The following is a 17752-nucleotide window of genomic DNA, read 5'->3' as shown; positions in this document are numbered from 1 at the left end:
TCCGCCGTACCGTGGAGACACCGAAGAGCCCGGCCACCGTCGCCCGAAGGCCCCGCCCCGCCCTCGTCCGACAGGAGCCCCGTGACCCGCGCCCCCTTCCGTCTGCCGCCCTGGCTCGCCCACGCGCTGCGCGCCCAGCGCGGCCCGGTGCCCTGGAACGCGGTGGTGCGCGGAGCGCTGGCCGCCGGACCGCTGCTGCTCGCGGGCGTGCTCGCCGGACGCACCTCCGTGGGGGTCGTCGCCGCGCTCGGCGCCATGCTCGCCGGGGTCAACGACCGGCCCGGCAGCCGGCGCGCCTCGGTCGGCCGGCTGGGCCTGCCGGCGCTCGCCGGCGCCGCCGGGCTGCTCGTCGGCACGTACGCCGGGCGGCACACCGGCGCGGTGGCCCTGACGCTGCTGCTCACCCTCCTCGGGCTGCTGGCCGGTGCGGTCAGTGCCGTCGGGCCCGTCGCCTCCGCCTCCGGCACCCAGCTCCTGGTCACCTCCGCCGTCGGCGCCGGGATGATGCTGCCGGAGCCGGGCTGGGAGAGCGCGATGGTCTACCTCGTGGGCGCCGGCTGGCTGCTCGGCCTGCGCCTGCTGCTGCCCACCCCGCGCGCCGCCGCGGCGGGCGGCGCCCGGCTCGACTTCCGGTTCGACGGGGAGCGGGCGGCGGTCGCCGACGTGTACGAGGCCGTCTCCACGCTCCTCGACGCCACCGGCACCTCCCGGGCCACCGCCCGCCGGGCCGCCCTGACCGCCGCCCTCGACCAGGCCCAGGACGCCCTCGCCGGCCCCCGGCTGCGGCGGCACGCCGGTTCCCCGGCCGAGCGGCGGCTGCACGCGCAGTACGCCGCCGCCCTGCCCCTGGCCGAGGCCGCGACCGCGCTGGCCTGGGCCGGGCGCCCGGTCCCGGCCCGGGCGGCGGAGGGGCCGCGCCGGCTCGCCGCCGCCGTCCGCGCCGGCGCGCCCACCGGCCCGCTGCCCGCGCCCACCCGCACCGCCGCCGCGCTGCGCGCACTCGACGACGCCCTGCTCAAGGCCGCCGAGGCCTTCGACCGCGGCGACGGCGGCCGGCTGCACACCCGCCGGCGCGGCGCCCGCTCGCTGCTGCGGACCGCGCTCGGCCCGGGCGGACGCGAGTACGGGTTCCGGGTCGCACTGAGTTTCGGGGCGAGTGCCGCCGTCGCACAGGCCCTGCACCGGACGGGCTGGTACGGCAGCCACCCCCACTGGTACTGGCTCCCGGCCAGCGCCGTCTTCCTCGTCAAGCCCGATCTCGGACCGCTGGTCTCGCGTGTGCTCTCCCGGGCGGCCGGGACGGTGCTGGGCGCCGTCGTCTTCGCCGGGGTCGCCGCCCTCGTGCCCCGGCCGGGCGGGCTGATCGCGGTGGTCGCGCTGTGCGGGGCGCTCATCCCGGTCGCCGCACGGCACTTCGCCGCCCAGACCGCCGTCATCACGGTGCTCGTCCTGGCCCTGCTCATGGTCGGCGGGGAGCCGGGGGCCTCCTGGAACCGGATCGGCGAGACCCTGCTGGCCTGCGCCATCGTCCTGCTCGTCGGCCATCTCCCGGTGCCGGGGGAGCGTGCCGGAGGTGTCAGGGCCCGGCTGACGGCGGCGGCCGACGCGGCCTACGCCTACCTCGCGCACGTCCTGCACGAGCCCGGGGACCGGGCCCGCCGGTGGACGCTGCGGCGTGACGCCTACCACGCGCTGGCCGAGGCCCAGGCCGCCATCGGCAGGGCCGCGGCCGAACTGCCGGCCCTCGCACGGCACACGGAGGGCACCGCCGAGGTGGCCGCCACGGTGGAGCGGCTGGTGGACACCACCACCGCCTGCGCCGTGCACCTCGACGACACCGGAAGCCTCGACCCCGGCCACCGGGAGCGGCTCGACCAGCTGCTCGCCGAACTCGCCGCACGCCGTCGGCGGGCGGGGCTCGGACCTGCGGAGAAAAGCCCTCAAAAGGAGACGGGCGTCACACAAATACGGTGAACGAGTGTCAACAACATCTCAGTACCGTCACGTCCGGAGACCTATACCCTGTCTCAGGCGTTTAACTCTACGGACCACGACCGTTCCGGGAGAGGTTCCGGGGAGTACGGCGCGTGACACGGAGGTGTACAGGTGAACGGGAGAACGGTGCTCGAGCGGTTCCCCGCCGGCGGCCCCCGGGGCTCGTGGCCCGCGGAGGAGTTCGCGCAGGCGCGCCGTCAGGAGGGAACTCCCGCCGAGGTCGTCATGGACCTCGCCACGGACACCTTCCTCGTGATCGTGCGCGCGGCGGAGGTCGTGGCCGACTGATCGGGGCGCCGGCTGTCGCAGGGGGGCTTCAGGCGCTGAGGGGCCGGGACCACGCCGGGGTCGCGCCGGTGACCCGGCACAGCGCCAGGTAGAGGGGGATCGGCGGGGTGTAGGGAAGAGTGCCGTGCGGCCGGTGGATCAGCTCCACGGGGCCGGGGCCGGGGCTCGCGCCGGGGCCGTGCGGCCGGCGGGTGACCACCGCGCCCGCCGTGTAGCGCGCGGGCGCCGGCCACTCCAGGGCCACGTCGGAGTCGGCGGGAACGATCCACCACCAGTGCGCGCGGTCCGCGTAGACACAGCCGACGCGGGGGAGCCGGGGCATCAGCTGAGCCCCGAGGGCGGCGGGTACCGCCACCGCGTCGCAGCCGAGCGGCAGGTGCATGCCGGCGGGGATGGGGAGCCGGTCGGGCGCGGCGGGCGTGCGCCGGGCGCGTCCGAGGCCCGCGAGAGTGGCCAGGGTCAGTACCCGGGCGCCGTGAGGGCCGCCGACCGGGGCGCCCGTCACATCCATACGGACCTCATGTCCCAGAGGGCTTCCGCCTCGTCGAGTGCTTCCGTCTCGTCGCCGCGTCCGCCCTCGGCCGGGGGCTTCTTCGCGCTCCAGCCGAGATCGGAGCGCGGGGCGGGGGGCGCGGTGGTGCGGTGTCCGGGAGCGGGGTACGGCTCGGTGCTGGTGCTGGTGCTGGTGCTGGTGCTGGTGCTGGTGCCGGTGTCCGGAGCGTCGGCTTCCGGGGCGTCGGCGGTTTCCGGGGAGCCGTGGGGCTCGGCGGGCCGGACGTCCTGCGGGGAGTCGTGACCCTCGGAGGAGTCGGGGCGGGACCTGTCGCCGGAACACGACAGGTCCCGGGGGACCGAGGCCTCGGCCCGGCGCGGAAGCTCCGCCCAGACCAGCAGCCCCGGCCCGGTCTCCTGGGCGCCCCAGGCCCGGCACAGTGCCTCGACCAGGAGCAGACCCCGGCCGTGCTCCTCCTCCGGTCGGCGCGGGGAGGGATGCGGTTCGCCCGGGGCGCAGCCCTCGTCACGCACGGCTATGCGCACCAGCTCGTCGTCGTCGCGCAGCTCGCAGACGACGCTCTCGCTGGCGGTGTGCACGATCGCGTTGGTGACGAGTTCGGAGACGATCAGGGCGGCCGAGTCGCAGGTGTCCCCGCAGGCCCCCCAGTCACTCAACCGCTGCCGCGTCAGCCGCCGGGCCCGTGCCACGGAACCCGGATGGGCGGACAGCTGGAAGCGGAACCGGTGTTCTGCGGCCGCCTCGGGGCGTACCCCGGGAGCGGCATGCAGACCCGACCGGTTCTCGGCGTCTGTTTCTAAACGCGCGGGCGGAGTCACGCTTGCCACTATCTCCCCGTCGGGAACACTTGGCAAGAGTCACTCTGAAAATTGCAGAGTGCGGTGTGCGCTCGAAAGAGGGCGTGGCACACTGCTCGCAACAGCACGCCGAGCGGCGCCAGTTGGAACCTCTGCACGGAACGTGGTCATACGGGTATGGAACGTCGTTTTCCTCCCCGGACGCCCGTTACGGACGAACCGTTCGAACAAGAGCGGGGAGGCCTCCGAACGGCGCCGCCCGGCCTGTCCGGACCAGGAGGAGGGGCGAGATGAGCGAACCGCGGTCCGCGCCGACGGTCGGACAGGTCGTTCTCGGCCGGCGCCTGCTCGACCTGCGCGAACGCGCGCAGCTCAAGCGTGAGGAGGCCGCGCGCATCCTGCGCGTCGCGCCCGCCACCGTGCGCCGGATGGAGACCGCCGAGGTCGCTCTCAAGATCCCGTACCTCCAGCTGCTGCTACAGGCGTACGGGGTCGACGAGGAGGAGGCCGAGGCGTTCGTCCGGCTGGCCGAGGACGCCAACAAGCCCGGCTGGTGGCAGCGCTACCACGACATCCTCCCGGGCTGGTTCTCGATGTACGTCAGCCTGGAGGGAGCCGCGGCCCTCATCCGCTCGTACGAACCCCATTTCGTCCCCGGACTCATGCAGACCGAGGACTACGCCCGCGGCGTCCTGAAGTCGGGCGCCGTCGGGCAGACCAGCCCGGACGAGATCTCGCGGCACGTGGATGTGCGCATGCGCCGTCAGCAGCTGCTCACCCGCGAGGACGCGCCCCACTTCTGGGCCGTGATGGACGAGACCGTACTGCGCCGCCCCGTCGGCGCCCCGGAGGTGATGCGCGCCCAGATCGACAAGCTGCTCGAGCTCGGCGAGCTGTCCAACGTGACGCTCCAGGTGATCCCGTTCTCCTCGGGACCCCACCCGGGCACCTACGGGCCGTTCGTCCTCTTCCGGTTCGCCATGCCGGAACTCCCGGACATGGTCTACAGCGAGTACCTGACCGGCGCGGTCTACCTCGACTCGCGCTCCGAGGTGGCGACCCACCTCGAGGTCATGGACCGCATGGCGGCCCAGGCCGCCACGGCACAACGCACGAAGGAGATCCTCGAGGATCTTCGCAAGGAGCTGTGAATGGACCGCATCGCACACGACCGCATCAACATCAAGCAGGACCGCCGCGCCGCGACCGGCGCGCTGACCCGCAACCGCGTCTACAACGGCATGCCCGCGCGGGAACTGGGCAGCGAGGGCTGGCACAAGCCGTGGAGCGGCGGGAACGGGGGCAACTGCCTGGAGGCCATGAAGCTCTCCGACGGCCGCATAGCCGTCCGCCAGTCCACGGACCCCGACGGACCCGCGCTGATCTACACCTCCGCCGAGATGACCGCGTTCATCGAGGGAGCGAAGGCGGGTGAGGCCGACTTCCTGCTCTCCTGACGTGCGTCCCGAAGGCCCCGCCGACGGCCTTCCCGACGGACACCGGCCCGGACATTGCCACCGGACCCTGTTTGCTCACCCTGTCCCTTCCGATCAGCCCTCTCGCGTTGATCACCGACCCGCAGCACCACCCCGATCGCTTCGATCGCCGCTTTGACTAATCATCTTCTTTTAAATGATGTTGAGTTGACCCACCGGAACACCGCGTGCACGACCGGTCCGGCCGCCCCCGTCCCCGAACGGCGCCGCCTTTCGGGGTGCGCACGGGGGCGCCGTGCCGGCGCGGCATCATGGGCCGTGTGCGACTCGAAGCGATCACCTGGGAGCGCCTCGCCGAGGCGCTCGCCGACCGTCTGCTCGACCTGAAGTCGGAGGACGGCGGCTCCTGGCCGCGCGTCGCGGTGGACGGAGCCCCGGCCGCCCGGCCCGGCGCGCTCGCCGAGCGCGTCGGCGAGGCGCTCCGGGCGCGCGGCCGCCCGTCCCTCGTCGTCGCCGCGGAGGGCTTCTGGCGCCCCGCGTCACTCCGGCTCGAGCACGGACACCACGACCCCGACTCCTACTACGGCGGCTGGCTGGACACCGGCGCCCTGTGGCGCGAGGTGTTCGGTCGCCTCGAACCCGGCGCCGACGGACACGTCCTGCCGGACCTGCGGGACCCGGCCACCGACCGGGCCACCCGCAGCCCCTACGTCCCGCTCCCGCCCGGCGGGGTGCTCCTGCTGCACGGCTCCTTCCTGCTGCACCACTGGTTCCCGTTCGACCTGACTGTCCATGTCCTCCTCTCCGCCGGCGCCCTGCGCCGCCGCACCCCCGAGGCCGAGCACTGGACCTTGCCCGCCCACGCGCGCTACGAGGCTGAGACGGACCCCGCCGGCACCGTCGACGTCCTGGTCCGCGCGGACGACCCCCGGCATCCGGCATGGAACGGCGGGGCCCGCCCGGCGTAGTACGCCCCTCGCGCACCGTCCCGAACACCGTGTCGCCGCAGGCCAGTCTGCCGGAACCGCCGGATCGCGGGACGAGCCTGTGGATAAGTCTGAGAGCATCGCCGGCATGACGCGATCCGACGGATACCTCCTCGACAACCGGCAGACGGAGGCGGGCCGGCGCTTCGCCGCACTCGCCACCCTGTTCGACCCCGGCACCTTCCGTCACATCGAGAATCTCGGTGTCGCACCGGGCTGGCGCTGCTGGGAGGTCGGCGCAGGCGGCACCTCGGTGATCTCCTGGCTGGCCGGACGCACCGGCCCGTCCGGCCGGATCCTCGCGACCGACATCGACACCTCCTGGGCCACCGCGGCCGCGCGGCCCCCGATCGAGGTGCGCACCCACGACGTGGGCGCCGAGGAACCGCCGGGTGAGGGCTTCGACCTGGTGCACGCCCGGCTGGTCCTGGTCCATGTGCCCGACCGGGACCGCGCCCTGCGCTCGATGATCGACTCCCTGCGCCCCGGCGGTCACCTGCTGATCGAGGACGCCGACCCCGCGCTGCAACCGCTGCTCTGCCCAGACGAGTACGGCCCCGCGCAGGAGCTCGCCAACCGGCTGCGCAGGGGGTTCCGCTCCCTGCTCGCCGAGCGCGGCGCCGATCTGTCGTACGGGCGCCGGCTGCCGCGGCTGCTGCGGGAGGCCGGGCTCAAGGACGTCCGGGCGGACGCGTATTTCCCGATCACCTCGCCCGCCTGCACCGACCTCGAGGCGGCCACGGTCCGTCAGGTCCGCGACCGCCTCGTCGGCGCGGGCCTGGCCACCGACGAGGAGATCGACCGGCACCTCGCCAACCTGGCCTCCGGAACGATGGACCTGGCCACGTCCCCGATGATCTCGGCCTGGGGACGCAAGGAGTAGCGGCTCAGCCCGCCCGGCCGCCGCCCGGTGGCCGTCCGCCCACCTCGCCCACGGCCAGCGCGCCTGCCCGGCAGCCCTCCCGCGCCGCCGCCACCGGATCCGTACCCGCACCGGACAGCAGGGCGGCGAGGAACGCCCCGGTGAAGGCGTCCCCCGCGCCCGTGGTGTCCCGTACGGCGGCGGGCAGCGCCGGAACCCGGCCCCGTACGGCTCCGGACACGGCCACCAGGGCCCCGTGCGCCCCCTGCTTGGCCACGACCAGGGGCACCCGGCGGCTCAGGGCGGCCGCGGCCTCCTCCGGATCGGACAGCCCGGTCAGCAGTCCCGCCTCGTCCCGGCTGGGCAGGAGGACGTCGACGCCCTCGATCAGCGTGAGGAAGCGCTCCGTCCCCAGCACGGTGAGGAAACCGGCCGACGCGGGATCGACGCTCACGGGCACTCCCCGCGCGCGTGCCGCCGGGACGGCGACCGCCACCAGCGCCCTGCCCGTGGCGGAGAACAGCAGATAACCCGACAGATGCAGCCGCGCCACACCGTCGAGCAGCGCCGGTGACCAGTCGCCGGGCCCCAGTCGCAGCGAGGCCCCGCTGTCCGTGAGGAACGTGCGTTCCCCCGAGGCGTCCGCGTCCACCAGACAGATCACGGTTCCCGTCGGCGCGTCCGGGTCGACCACGAGCCGCGCACGCACCCCGCACGCCGTCAGCTCGCGCTCGTGCCAGGCGGCCGACTCGGCCCCCACCCTGCCCAGCAGCCGTACATCCGCAAGGCCCCAGTGGGCGGCCCAGCACGCCACATTGGCGCCCGCCCCGCCCGGCACGGTCCGGATCGCGGCGGCCGTGTCGGTACCCGGCACCGGCGGCCCCCGGTGCCGGGCCACGACGTCCGTCACCACGTCACCGACCACGAGCAGCGCCCCGCCCGTGCCTCCGTGCCCGGCCGGACCGGTCACGCTCCGGCCCAGACCGCCGCGATCCGTGCCGCGAGCCGTACGTTGCCCCGTACCGCCGCCAGATTGGCGGCGAGCGAGGCGCCGTCGGTGTGCCGCACCAGGTGGTCCAGGAGGAACGGGGTGACCGCCTGCCCCGTCACGCCCCGCTCCTCGCACGCCCGCAGCGCGTCGGCCAGCACGCGCGCGTGCAGTGCCGGATCGAGCTGCTCCTCCTCGGGCACCGGATTGGCCACGATCAGCGCCGACGCGGGCCCGCGCAGCGAGGTCTGCGCCCGCATCACCGCCGCGACCTCCTCCGGGGTTTCCAGCCGCCAGTCGACGGGATGGCCCGAGTCGGACAGGTAGAAGCCGGGGAACCGGTCCGTGCCGTATCCGGCCACGGAGACCCCCAGCGTCTCCAGCCGCTGAAGCGTCGCGGGCACGTCCAGGATCGACTTCACACCCGCGCACACCACGGTGATCCTGGTGCGCGCCAGCAGTCCCAGGTCCGCGGACTCGTCCTGGGTCACCGTCCACTCCCGGTGCACCCCGCCCAGGCCCCCGGTCGCGAACACCCGTACGCCCGCGAGCGAGGCGAGGAGGGCCGTCGCGGACACCGTCGTGGCGCCGCTCGCCCCGGAGGCCACCGCGAGCGGCAGGTCACGATGGCCCAGCTTGCGGATTCCGTCCTCCTGGGCGATCCGTTCCAGCTGGTCCTTGTCGAGACCCACATGCGGTTGCCCATCGAGCACGGCGATCGTGGCCGGGGTCGCCCCGCCCTCGCGCACCAGCTCCTCCAGCTCGTGCGCGACCCGCAGATTGCGCGGGCGCGGCAGCCCATGGGCGATGATCGTGGACTCCAGCGCGACCACCGGCCGGCCCGCGACGAGCGCTTCCCGCACCTCTTCGGACACCACTAACACGCACTGCCTCCCGTCTTCGGCTCCTGCCTCATCTCTGGCGGGCGCCGCACCCCGCCAAACGTGCGGGCCGGGGCGGGTCAGAAGAGCGGTTCCGGAAGCACCCCCTCCAGCGCCAGCAGCCTGCGCTTGGTCTCCAGACCGCCCCCGAAGCCGCCGATGCCGCCGTCGCTCTCCACCACCCGGTGGCAGGGCACCACCACCGGCAGCGGATTGGCGCCCATCGCCAGCCCCACGGCCTGCGCCGCCCCCGGCTGGCCCACCCGCCGGGCCAGATCGCCGTACCCCACCACCGAGCCGTAGGGCACCCCGGAAGCCAGCTCGCGCAGTACCTGGCGGTGGAAGCCGGAGATCAGCGACCAGTCCAGCGGCAGCGCGAACTCCCGCCGCCCGCCCGCGAAGTACCCCTCCACCTGGGATATCGCCTCTGCCAGCAGGGGGGAGGCGGCATCGTGCAGCGGCTCGCCGCCGAGCCGGGTCGTGAGCCGTTCCAGCGCCTTGTCGCGCACCGGGTCCGTGGCGTGGAAGACGACGTTCACCAGGCCGTCCCGCGTCGCGGCCAGCAGCAGCGGGCCGATGTCCGTGGGGAGCACCGTCCAGACGGCCCGCCGTGCGGCGCTGCCCGCACCGTTCTCACCGTTCATGCGCCCACGGTACGGCGCACCACTGACAGCGCCCCGGCACGGGAGGACCGCCGGGCGGCTCAGTCCTCCTCCACCGCCCGCCGCACCACGTCCGGCACGTTGGTGATGATGCCGTCGACGTCGTACCCGGCGACGCGGCGGGCCACGTCGGCGGTGTTCACCGTCCAGGCCATCACCCGTAGCGGACGGCCGTGCGGGCCCTCGACCGCGTGGGCGGCGGACACGTACCCGGCCGACAGCGTGGGATGGGCGCCGTTGACGCCGTCGGTGAACTCGGCGTACCGGGGCAGGTCCGCGACGCGCGGGGTGCCCAGGTAGGCGGTACGCACCGCCGGCCGCAGCTCGTGCACGGTCCGTACGGTGTCCGCGTCGAAGCTCTGCACCACCAGCCGCCGCCGGACGTGGTCGGCGTCGAGCCAGCCCCGGTCGGCGAGGGTGTTCAGGGTCTGCCGGGCGAGGCCGGGGTACAGCTCCGGGTTCTTGATCTCCAGGACCAGCTTCTCGTGGCGCAGCGTGGCCCGGTCCAGGTACTGGCGCAGCGTGGGCACGCGGGTGCCGGCGTACTCGGGGCCGAACCAGCTGCCCGCGTCCAGCCGGGCGATCTCCCGTTTGGTGAAGTCGCCGACCTTCCACGGCGCCCGGTCGGGGTACACCTGTTCGACGTCGGTCGTGCGCGCCAGTGTGTCGTCGTGGAGGACGACGAGGCGGCCGTCCTTGGTGCGCTGGACGTCGTTCTCCACCCAGTCGAAGCCCATGGCAGCGGCCTTGTCGACGGCGGGCAGGGTGTTCTCCGGCGCGTATCCGGAGGCGCCCCGGTGGGCCACGATCACGGGGGCGTCGTGCACCGTGGCCCCGGCATGGGACGGGGGCAGTATGGCGATGCTCGTCCCCAGGAGCGCGGTGGTCGTGGCGGCGGCTACGCGCGCGTGCATGCGTACTCCTCGCGTCGGCGAACACGAACAGCACAAGACTGACAGCACAGCGTCACCGGGCAAGTCGCACGGCGGGCGTCGATTGCCAGGAGTTGTCCAACTGTGGTCACACAGGATGCACAAGTGGGGGCGGTCCGTGATTGTTTGCCGGAAAATCGTTCGACCATTCAGGTCCGGGTCATACTCTCTGCCTGGCAAAAACGCAGTACGTCGGAAAGGGTAGCCGCGCATGCAGGGCACCGTCGACGGCTTCAGCTACGGGATCGTCACCCCACTGGTGGCGTTCTTCCTGGCCTTCCTGGGCGGGGCGCTGGGGCTGCGCTGCACCACCAGATCGATGCTCGTCGCCCAGTCCTGGCGGGCCGGCTGGCTCGCCCTGGGCTCGGCCGCCATCGGCTCCGGCATCTGGACGATGCATTTCATCGCCATGATGGGGTTCACCGTCGCGGAGACCCCCGTCCACTACGACCAGGCGATCACCTTCGCCAGCCTCGGGGTGGGCGTCCTCATGGTCGGCATCGGCGTGTTCATCGTCGGCTACCGCGGCGCCACGGGGGTGCCCCTGTTCACCGGCGGCGCCGTCACGGGTCTGGGCATCGCCACGATGCACTACCTGGGCATGGCCGGCATGCGGCTCAACGGGACGCTGCGGTACAACACCCTCACCGTCGCCGCCTCCGTGATCATCGCCATGGCCGCCGCGACCGCGGCGCTCTGGGCGGCCGGACAGGTCCGCGGCTTCCTGTGGAGCGTCGGCGCCAGCCTCGTCATGGGGCTCGCCGTCAGCGGCATGCACTACACCGGCATGGCCGCCCTCAGCGTCCATCTGCACGGTGGGCCCGGCAGCCCGGCCGGTGACTCCCCGGCCTCCCTCCTCGCCCCCCTGATGATCGGCCCGCTGGTCTTCCTCTGCCTGGCTGGCGTCGTCGTGATGTTCGACCCGCTGATGGTCGCCGGCGGATCCGGCCGGCCCCCGGTGGAACACCGCCGCCCCGGCGTCCCCGCCCACCCCCCGGCCGTCGACGCCCTCGACGCCGGACTGCGCCGCACCCTCGCCCGCCCCGGGCAGCGCACGGCGCCACGGGGCCACCGGACCCCGCAGAACCGCTGACCGGACCCCGTTGTCAGTGGCGGGTCGTACGGTGGATGACATGCGGCCCGTTTCCACGATCGAACGTACGGTGGCGCCTTTCGAGGTCGTCAGCCCCTATCGGCCCAGCGGCGACCAGCCCACGGCCATCGCCGAGCTGGAGCAGCGCATCCGCGCGGGTGAGAAGGACGTCGTCCTGCTGGGCGCGACCGGCACCGGCAAGTCCGCCACCACCGCGTGGATGATCGAGAAGCTGCAACGCCCCACCCTGGTGATGGCGCCCAACAAGACCCTCGCGGCCCAGCTCGCCAACGAGTTCCGCGAACTGCTCCCCAACAACGCGGTCGAGTACTTCGTCTCGTACTACGACTACTACCAGCCCGAGGCCTACGTCCCCCAGTCGGACACCTACATCGAGAAGGACTCCTCGATCAACGAGGAGGTGGAGCGGCTGCGTCACTCCGCCACCAACTCCCTGCTCACCCGCCGTGACGTCGTCGTGGTCGCCTCCGTCTCCTGCATCTACGGCCTGGGCACCCCGCAGGAGTACGTGGACCGGATGGTCCCGCTCCGGGTCGGCGACGAGATCGACCGCGACCAGCTGCTGCGCCGCTTCGTCGACATCCAGTACACGCGCAACGACGTGGCCTTCGCCCGCGGCACCTTCCGGGTCCGCGGCGACACCATCGAGATCTTCCCCGTCTACGAGGAGCTGGCCGTCCGGATCGAGATGTTCGGCGACGAGATCGAGGCGCTGTCCACCCTCCACCCGCTCACCGGCGAGATCATCAGCGACGACGAGCAGCTCTACATCTTCCCCGCCTCCCACTACATCGCCGGCCCCGAGCGCATGGAGCGGGCGATCAACGGCATCGAAAAGGAGCTGGAGGAGCGCCTGGCCGCCCTGGACCAGCAGGGCAAGCTCCTGGAGTCCCAGCGCCTGCGCATGCGGACGACGTACGACATCGAGATGCTCCGCCAGATCGGCACCTGCTCCGGCGTGGAGAACTACTCGATGCACTTCGACGACCGCGCGCCGGGCACCGCGCCGAACACGCTCCTCGACTACTTCCCCGAGGACTTCCTCCTCGTCATCGACGAGTCGCACGTGACCGTGCCGCAGATCGGCGCCATGTACGAGGGCGATGCCTCCCGCAAGCGCACCCTCGTCGACCACGGCTTCCGGCTGCCCTCCGCCCTCGACAACCGCCCGCTGAAGTGGGAGGAGTTCCAGCAGCGCATCGGCCAGACCGTCTATCTGTCGGCGACACCGGGCGCCTACGAGCTCTCTCGTGCCGACGGGCACGTGGAACAGATCATCCGACCCACCGGCCTCGTCGACCCCGAGGTCGTCGTCAAGCCCACCGAGGGCCAGATCGACGACCTGGTGCACGAGATCCGCATCCGCACGGAGAAGAACGAGCGGGTCCTGGTCACCACGCTGACCAAGAAGATGGCCGAGGACCTCACCGACTACTTCGTGGAACTCGGCATCCAGGTGCGCTATCTGCACAGCGACGTCGACACCCTGCGCCGCGTCGAACTGCTGCGCGAGCTGCGCGCCGGTGAGTACGACGTCCTGGTCGGCATCAACCTCCTGCGGGAGGGCCTCGACCTGCCCGAGGTCTCCCTGGTGGCGATCCTCGACGCCGACAAGGAGGGCTTCCTGCGTTCCGGAACGTCCCTGATCCAGACGATCGGCCGTGCCGCGCGCAATGTGTCCGGCCAGGTCCACATGTACGCCGACCGGATCACCCCGGCGATGGAACGGGCGATCGACGAGACCAACCGCCGCCGCGAGAAGCAGGTCGCCTACAACACCGCGCACGGCATCGACCCCCAGCCGCTGCGCAAGAAGATCAACGACATCGTGGCGCAGATCGCCCGCGAGGACGTCGACACCGAGCAGCTGCTGGGCACGGGCTACCGTAAGGGGAAGGACGCCAAGGCGCCGGTGCCCGCGCTGGCCGGCCACCAGGTCGCGAACGCCCCGGCCGCGAAGGGCAAGGCGGCCAAGGGCAAGGCCGCCGCGACGGTTCCCACCGACCGGCCGGCCGCCGAACTGGCGGAGCAGATCGAGGACATGACCCAGCGGATGCGGGCGGCCGCGGCCGACCTTCAGTTCGAGATCGCCGCCCGGCTGCGTGACGAGGTCTCGGAGATGAAGAAGGAACTGCGGCAGATGAAGGAGGCCGGCCTGGCCTGAGGCCACGAGGGCCTGAGGAGACGGGGCGGACGGGAGGGATCCGGAGCGGGGCGGGCCGCGCCGGACGGCCGGGCCGACCCGCCCGGCGGGTGTGCACGCACTGTGTTGCAAGACCGACACAAAGCCTCCGCCGGGACTCGGCACTGTCGGTGCCCCTGCGTAAAGTGCTGGTCATCCGTGGACTTCCACGGCAACAGGGGACATTGCGAGAGGGGAACAGCGCGTGACCGTCAACATGACCAAGGGTCAGGCCATCAGTCTGCAGAAGAGCGACGGAGCCACGCTGACCGCGGTGCGCATGGGGCTCGGCTGGCAGGCGGCACCCCGGCGCGGACTGTTCGGCACGCGCACCCGCGAGATCGACCTCGACGCCTCCGCGGTGCTCTTCGCGGACAAGCAGCCGGTCGACGTGGTCTTCTTCCGCCACCTCGTCAGCGACGACGGCTCCGTTCGGCACACCGGTGACAACCTCGTCGGCGGCGCCGGTCAGGGCGGCGACGACGAGGCGGTCCTGGTCGACCTCCAGCGCGTGCCGGTCCACATCGACCAGATCGTCTTCACCGTCAACTCCTTCACGGGCCAGACGTTCCAGGAGGTGCAGAACGCGTTCTGCCGCCTGGTCGACGAGACCAACGGGCAGGAACTCGCCCGCTACACGCTCGCGGGCGGCGGGGCCTACACGGCGCAGATCATGGCCAAGGTCCACCGTTCAGGCTCCGGCTGGACGATGACCGCCCTCGGCACCCCGGCCAACGGGCGGACCTTCCAGGACCTGATGCCGGCGATCCTGCCGCACCTGTAGAGCCGCACCACGCACGACAGTACGACGGGACAGCACACAGGGGGGCGAAGGCGATGACGGCCGAGCTGGTCCGGGGACAGAACCATCCACTGCCCGGGACCCGTCTGGAGATCCGGATCTCGGCCGGGAAGCCGATCGTGGCGGGCGCGGCGTTGGACGACGGACAGGGCGGCACGCCCGGGCCCGCCTGGGTGGCCCACCCGGGCACGCCCGCGCTGCCCGGCATCGAGGTCTCCCGGCAGGCCGCCGCCGACCACCGGCTCGCCGTCGACCTGGCGGCGCTGCCCGAGGAGGCGCACCGGGTCACGGTGCTGCTCGCGCTGCCGCCTGGCACCGGCGGCCCGGCCCGGTTCGGCGCCCTCCCGGCACCCTTCGTGGCGGTCACCGCATCGGACGGCGCCGAGATCGCCGGCTACACGGTCACCGGACTGGACAGCGAGTCCGCGGTCGTCGCCCTGGAGCTGTACCGCAGGCAGGGCGCCTGGAAGGTGCGCGCGGTCGGACAGGGGTACGCGGGCGGTCTCGTCGCGCTCTTCGCCGACCTCCTCGCCGGGCGGGACGCGGCCGAGGCGCGGCGGCTCGCGGACGAGGTGGCCGACGCCGTGGCGGAGGGTACGGCCCGCTCCGTGGCGCCGCCGCGCGTCCCCTCCGGCGGATCCGCCGCCCAGGCACGCCCCGGCGCGCACCAGAGCCGGTCCCTGCCCTCCCAGCCGCCCGCCGACGCCACCGACGGCGCCGGAACGGGGGAACCGTACGGCCTGCCGGACGCGGGCGGCGGCCCCGTCGACTACACGCACCCCGCCCGGCAGCGCACCGCGCCCCCGCCGCCCCCGCCGTCCGCCCCCGTGGCCCCGCCCGGCGAGCCCGCGGCGCCGGTCGCGGGCGACGCGACCGGCTGGTCCCTGGAGGAGCGGCTCTACAACCATGTGTGGGGCATGTTCGAAGACCTGGCACGGACGGCGGCCGCGTACCGCAGTGCCGTCGACTTCGCCGACCAGCGCCGGGAACGCGAACTGGACGCGGCCCTCGCCGACCCCCGCGACCGTCTCGGCGGCCAGGGCGACGCGGCCCGGGAGGCTGCCCGCGCGCGGTACGCGGACCTGGTGGACCGGGCCAGGACGGTGCTCGACCGGGACCTCGCCCAGCTCCGGGCCGAGTCCCGCGTCGTCGAACCCGCGCTGCCCCCGGCGTTCGCCCGCTGGGATAGCCCCGCCTGGCAGGGCTACCGCGTCCCGATGGAGTTGCCGATGGCGCTGCGCCTGGGCGATCTCCAGCTGCCCGAGTGCGAGGACGTCCGCATACCGATGCTGGTGCGGCTGCCGCTGGAGCGCGGCATATGGATCGACAGCGGGCGCGTCCCGTCCGCCCAGGGGACTCTCGCCGACTCCGGCGAGGTGCGCCGGCTCGCCCTCGGCGCGGCGGTGGCGCATGCGGCACGGTTGCTCGCGGCCTATCCGGCGGGCGAGTTCGCCGTGCACGTCATCGACCCGGCGGGCTCCGGGACGGAGGCGTTCGCGCCCCTGGTCCGGTCCGGTGTGCTCGCAGGTCCGCCGGGTGCGGGACCGGCCGGGGTCGCGTCGGTGCTGGGAGCACTCACCCAGCGGGTGGACCTGCTTCAGATGGCGTTCCGCGGCGGCGCGGCCGACGCGCTGCCCCCGGACGTCGACACGGCCGAGCAGCTGCTGATCGTCAACGACTTCCCGCACGGCTTCGACGACCGTGCCGTGACCCAGCTGCGCTATCTCGCGGACGAGGGACCGGCGGTGGGTGTCCATCTGATGCTGGTCGCCGACCGGGAGGACGCCGCCGGGTACGGACCGCTCCTGGACCCGCTCTGGCGCGCCCTGCTGCGGCTCACCCCGGTCTCCGACGACCACCTCGTGGACCCGTGGGTGGGGCACGCCTGGACGTACGAGCCGCCGCAGATCCCGGCCGGCAGCCCGGTGCTCGGGCAGGTGCTGGAGCACGTCGCGAAGGCCCGCCGGGAGTGGAACCGCTGAGGCGGTGAGCCGCCCCCTGGCCGTGCCTGCCCCGCCCGCTCCGAGACGTTTGCCAAGTACGAGTAAAGGCGTCTGAACTGGCTCTTTGATCTTTCCTTTGCCATTCACTTTACCTTTCCTTGGTGATTCGGGTACTCTCGTCCGTACGGAGGGGAGTACTCCCCGTCTGCGCGACGTGCCCGTCAGTACGGACCGATATCGGATCCCGGGGCGTCGGCCCGCGCACCGGACGCGCCTCGCGTTCCGGCGGCACGGGTGGAAGAGACCTCCGGTGACACGACCGAGATTGCCGTGACGTACTACCGGAGGCGCAGTGGATGTATCCGTGAACCTGTGGGTTCTCACCCTCGTGGGGCTGGCCGCCCTGATCGCCGTCGACTTCCTCATCGGCCGCAAACCGCACGACGTGTCCGTCAAGGAAGCCGGAATCTGGACGGTCGTGTGGATCGCGCTGGCCGGGCTGTTCGGCCTCGGCCTGCTGGTCTTCGGCGGCGGCCGGCCGTCGGGGGAGTTCTTCGCCGGCTTCGTCACCGAGAAGTCGCTCAGCGTCGACAACCTCTTCGTCTTCGTCCTGATCATGGCGAAGTTCTCGGTGCCCTCGAAGTACCAGCAGCGAGTGCTGCTGGTCGGCGTCCTCATAGCCCTGGTGCTGCGCGCGATCTTCATCGCCGCGGGCGCCGCCATCCTCGCCAGCTTCGCCTGGGTCTTCTACCTCTTCGGGGCCTTCCTCGTCTGGACGGCCTGGAAGCTCATCCAGGAGGCACGCGCCGACGAGGAGGACGAGGAGTTCGAGGAGAACAAGCTGCTCAAGGCCGCCGAGCGCAGGTTCGGTGTCGCCGACCGCTACCACGGCACCAAGCTGTGGATCCGGCAGAACGGCAAGCGGGTCATGACCCCGATGCTCGTCGTGATGCTGGCGATCGGCACCACGGACGTGCTGTTCGCGCTCGACTCGATCCCCGCGATCTTCGGCCTGACCCAGGACCCGTACATCGTGTTCACGGCCAACGCGTTCGCTCTGATGGGGCTCCGGCAGCTGTACTTCCTCATCGGCGGACTGCTGAAGAAGCTGGTGCACCTCTCCTACGGTCTCTCCGTCATCCTGGGCTTCATCGGGGTGAAGCTGGTGCTGCACGCGCTGCACGAGTCCGGGGTGCACGTGCCCGAGATCTCCATACCGGTCTCGCTCGGCGTGATCTGCGCGGTGCTGATCGTCACCACGATCACCAGCCTCATGGCCTCGCGGAAGCAGGAGGCCGCCGGGGCGGCGAAGGCCGAGACGGAGGACGCCGCCGAGAACAGCGTGGACGCGTGACGGTGCCGGCAGCGGA

The 17752-nt window shown here is 72.8% G+C and carries 17 protein-coding genes; 11 read left to right on the top strand and 6 right to left on the bottom strand.

What is annotated here, in order from left to right; translation table 11 throughout:
• The first annotated feature begins 81 nt into the window (after nt 1-81).
• Together IO29_RS18685 and IO29_RS39005 are read left to right on the top strand one after the other, a co-directional pair.
• Nucleotides 82-1974 carry an FUSC family protein gene (locus tag IO29_RS18685; RefSeq protein WP_033226032.1) on the top strand — a complete coding sequence of 631 codons (1893 nt, stop codon included), beginning with the start codon at nt 82-84 and terminating at the stop codon, nt 1972-1974.
• 132 nt (nt 1975-2106) lie between these two features.
• Entirely contained in the window at nt 2107-2283 is a 177-nt protein-coding gene (locus IO29_RS39005) for a hypothetical protein (RefSeq protein ID WP_199806916.1), read from the top strand.
• Between the two features lie 28 nt (nt 2284-2311).
• On the opposite strand, the gene IO29_RS18680 is transcribed toward IO29_RS39005, so the two are convergent.
• Nucleotides 2312-2794, bottom strand: coding sequence for a hypothetical protein (locus IO29_RS18680; RefSeq protein ID WP_030380640.1), 483 nt, complete (start codon nt 2792-2794; stop codon nt 2312-2314).
• Nucleotides 2785-3486 (bottom strand): ATP-binding protein, encoded by a 702-nt coding sequence (locus tag IO29_RS40240; protein WP_420705388.1) that lies wholly within the window; start codon nt 3484-3486, stop codon nt 2785-2787. Before IO29_RS40240 ends, IO29_RS18680 begins: the two co-directional genes overlap by 10 nt.
• 398 nt (nt 3487-3884) lie before the next feature.
• Between IO29_RS40240 and IO29_RS18670 the strand changes: the two genes are divergently transcribed.
• The 4 genes from IO29_RS18670 (at nt 3885) to IO29_RS18655 (ending at nt 6899) form a co-directional block, all read left to right on the top strand.
• Entirely contained in the window at nt 3885-4745 is an 861-nt protein-coding gene (locus IO29_RS18670; protein WP_030380638.1) for a helix-turn-helix domain-containing protein, read from the top strand.
• Nucleotides 4746-4835: 90 nt separating this feature from the next.
• On the top strand, nt 4836-5051 hold the full coding sequence (locus IO29_RS18665) for a DUF397 domain-containing protein (protein WP_050811338.1): 216 nt from the start codon (nt 4836-4838) through the stop codon (nt 5049-5051).
• A 299-nt stretch (nt 5052-5350) separates the two neighbouring features.
• Complete coding sequence (locus IO29_RS18660; RefSeq protein ID WP_030380636.1) at nt 5351-5998, top strand: nucleoside/nucleotide kinase family protein; 648 nt, start codon at nt 5351-5353, stop codon at nt 5996-5998.
• Between the two features lie 106 nt (nt 5999-6104).
• Nucleotides 6105-6899, top strand: coding sequence for a methyltransferase domain-containing protein (locus IO29_RS18655; protein WP_030380635.1), 795 nt, complete (start codon nt 6105-6107; stop codon nt 6897-6899).
• A 4-nt stretch (nt 6900-6903) separates the two neighbouring features.
• Here the strand turns inward: IO29_RS18655 and IO29_RS18650 are convergent, their stop codons facing one another.
• From IO29_RS18650 to IO29_RS18635, 4 genes are all read right to left on the bottom strand, one after another.
• A complete protein-coding gene (locus IO29_RS18650) occupies nt 6904-7848 on the bottom strand; it encodes a carbohydrate kinase family protein (protein WP_030380634.1) in 945 nt (314 codons plus the stop codon).
• A complete protein-coding gene (locus IO29_RS18645) occupies nt 7845-8750 on the bottom strand; it encodes a pseudouridine-5'-phosphate glycosidase (protein WP_030380633.1) in 906 nt (301 codons plus the stop codon). The genes IO29_RS18650 and IO29_RS18645 overlap by 4 nt, the downstream gene beginning before the upstream one ends.
• A gap of 77 nt (nt 8751-8827) precedes the next feature.
• Nucleotides 8828-9391, bottom strand: coding sequence for a methylated-DNA--[protein]-cysteine S-methyltransferase (locus IO29_RS18640; RefSeq protein ID WP_030380632.1), 564 nt, complete (start codon nt 9389-9391; stop codon nt 8828-8830).
• Nucleotides 9392-9450: 59 nt separating this feature from the next.
• Nucleotides 9451-10323, bottom strand: a complete 873-nt coding sequence (locus tag IO29_RS18635; protein ID WP_030380631.1) for a glycerophosphodiester phosphodiesterase — start codon at nt 10321-10323, stop codon at nt 9451-9453.
• 229 nt (nt 10324-10552) lie between these two features.
• Here IO29_RS18635 and IO29_RS18630 point away from each other — a divergent pair, with 229 nt between their 5' ends.
• The 5 genes from IO29_RS18630 (at nt 10553) to IO29_RS18610 (ending at nt 17736) form a co-directional block, all read left to right on the top strand.
• Nucleotides 10553-11434, top strand: coding sequence for an MHYT domain-containing protein (locus IO29_RS18630; RefSeq protein ID WP_030380630.1), 882 nt, complete (start codon nt 10553-10555; stop codon nt 11432-11434).
• 40 nt (nt 11435-11474) lie between these two features.
• On the top strand, nt 11475-13619 hold the full coding sequence (gene uvrB / locus IO29_RS18625; RefSeq protein ID WP_030380629.1) for an excinuclease ABC subunit UvrB: 2145 nt from the start codon (nt 11475-11477) through the stop codon (nt 13617-13619).
• Nucleotides 13620-13842: 223 nt separating this feature from the next.
• A complete protein-coding gene (locus IO29_RS18620) occupies nt 13843-14421 on the top strand; it encodes a TerD family protein (protein WP_030380628.1) in 579 nt (192 codons plus the stop codon).
• A 53-nt stretch (nt 14422-14474) separates the two neighbouring features.
• Nucleotides 14475-16421: a TerD family protein gene (locus IO29_RS18615; protein WP_030380627.1), complete on the top strand. Its 1947-nt coding sequence runs from the start codon at nt 14475-14477 to the stop codon at nt 16419-16421.
• Nucleotides 16422-16734: 313 nt separating this feature from the next.
• The gene (locus IO29_RS18610; protein ID WP_030380626.1) at nt 16735-17736 is read left to right on the top strand and encodes a TerC/Alx family metal homeostasis membrane protein; all 1002 of its coding nucleotides are present in this window, start codon (nt 16735-16737) and stop codon (nt 17734-17736) included.
• Nucleotides 17737-17752: the final 16 nt, after the last annotated feature.

Origin of the sequence: Streptomyces sp. NRRL F-6676 (assembly GCF_000725625.1) — a bacterium.
GTDB lineage: Bacteria > Actinomycetota > Actinomycetes > Streptomycetales > Streptomycetaceae > Streptomyces.
This window is presented reverse-complemented; position numbering and strand designations above follow the sequence as displayed.

Excerpts from the sequence above, each read along its gene's own strand:
- IO29_RS18655 (WP_030380635.1), top strand. The coding sequence starts at position 6,105 with ATGACGCGATCCGACGGATACCTCCTCGACAACCGGCAGACGGAGGCG.
- IO29_RS18615 (WP_030380627.1), top strand. The coding sequence starts at position 14,475 with ATGACGGCCGAGCTGGTCCGGGGACAGAACCATCCACTGCCCGGGACC.
- IO29_RS18680 (WP_030380640.1), bottom strand. The coding sequence starts at position 2,794 with ATGGATGTGACGGGCGCCCCGGTCGGCGGCCCTCACGGCGCCCGGGTA.
- uvrB (WP_030380629.1), top strand. The coding sequence starts at position 11,475 with ATGCGGCCCGTTTCCACGATCGAACGTACGGTGGCGCCTTTCGAGGTC.
- IO29_RS18630 (WP_030380630.1), top strand. The coding sequence starts at position 10,553 with ATGCAGGGCACCGTCGACGGCTTCAGCTACGGGATCGTCACCCCACTG.
- IO29_RS18665 (WP_050811338.1), top strand. The coding sequence starts at position 4,836 with ATGCCCGCGCGGGAACTGGGCAGCGAGGGCTGGCACAAGCCGTGGAGC.
- IO29_RS18670 (WP_030380638.1), top strand. The coding sequence starts at position 3,885 with ATGAGCGAACCGCGGTCCGCGCCGACGGTCGGACAGGTCGTTCTCGGC.
- IO29_RS18640 (WP_030380632.1), bottom strand. The coding sequence starts at position 9,391 with ATGAACGGTGAGAACGGTGCGGGCAGCGCCGCACGGCGGGCCGTCTGG.
- IO29_RS18635 (WP_030380631.1), bottom strand. The coding sequence starts at position 10,323 with ATGCACGCGCGCGTAGCCGCCGCCACGACCACCGCGCTCCTGGGGACG.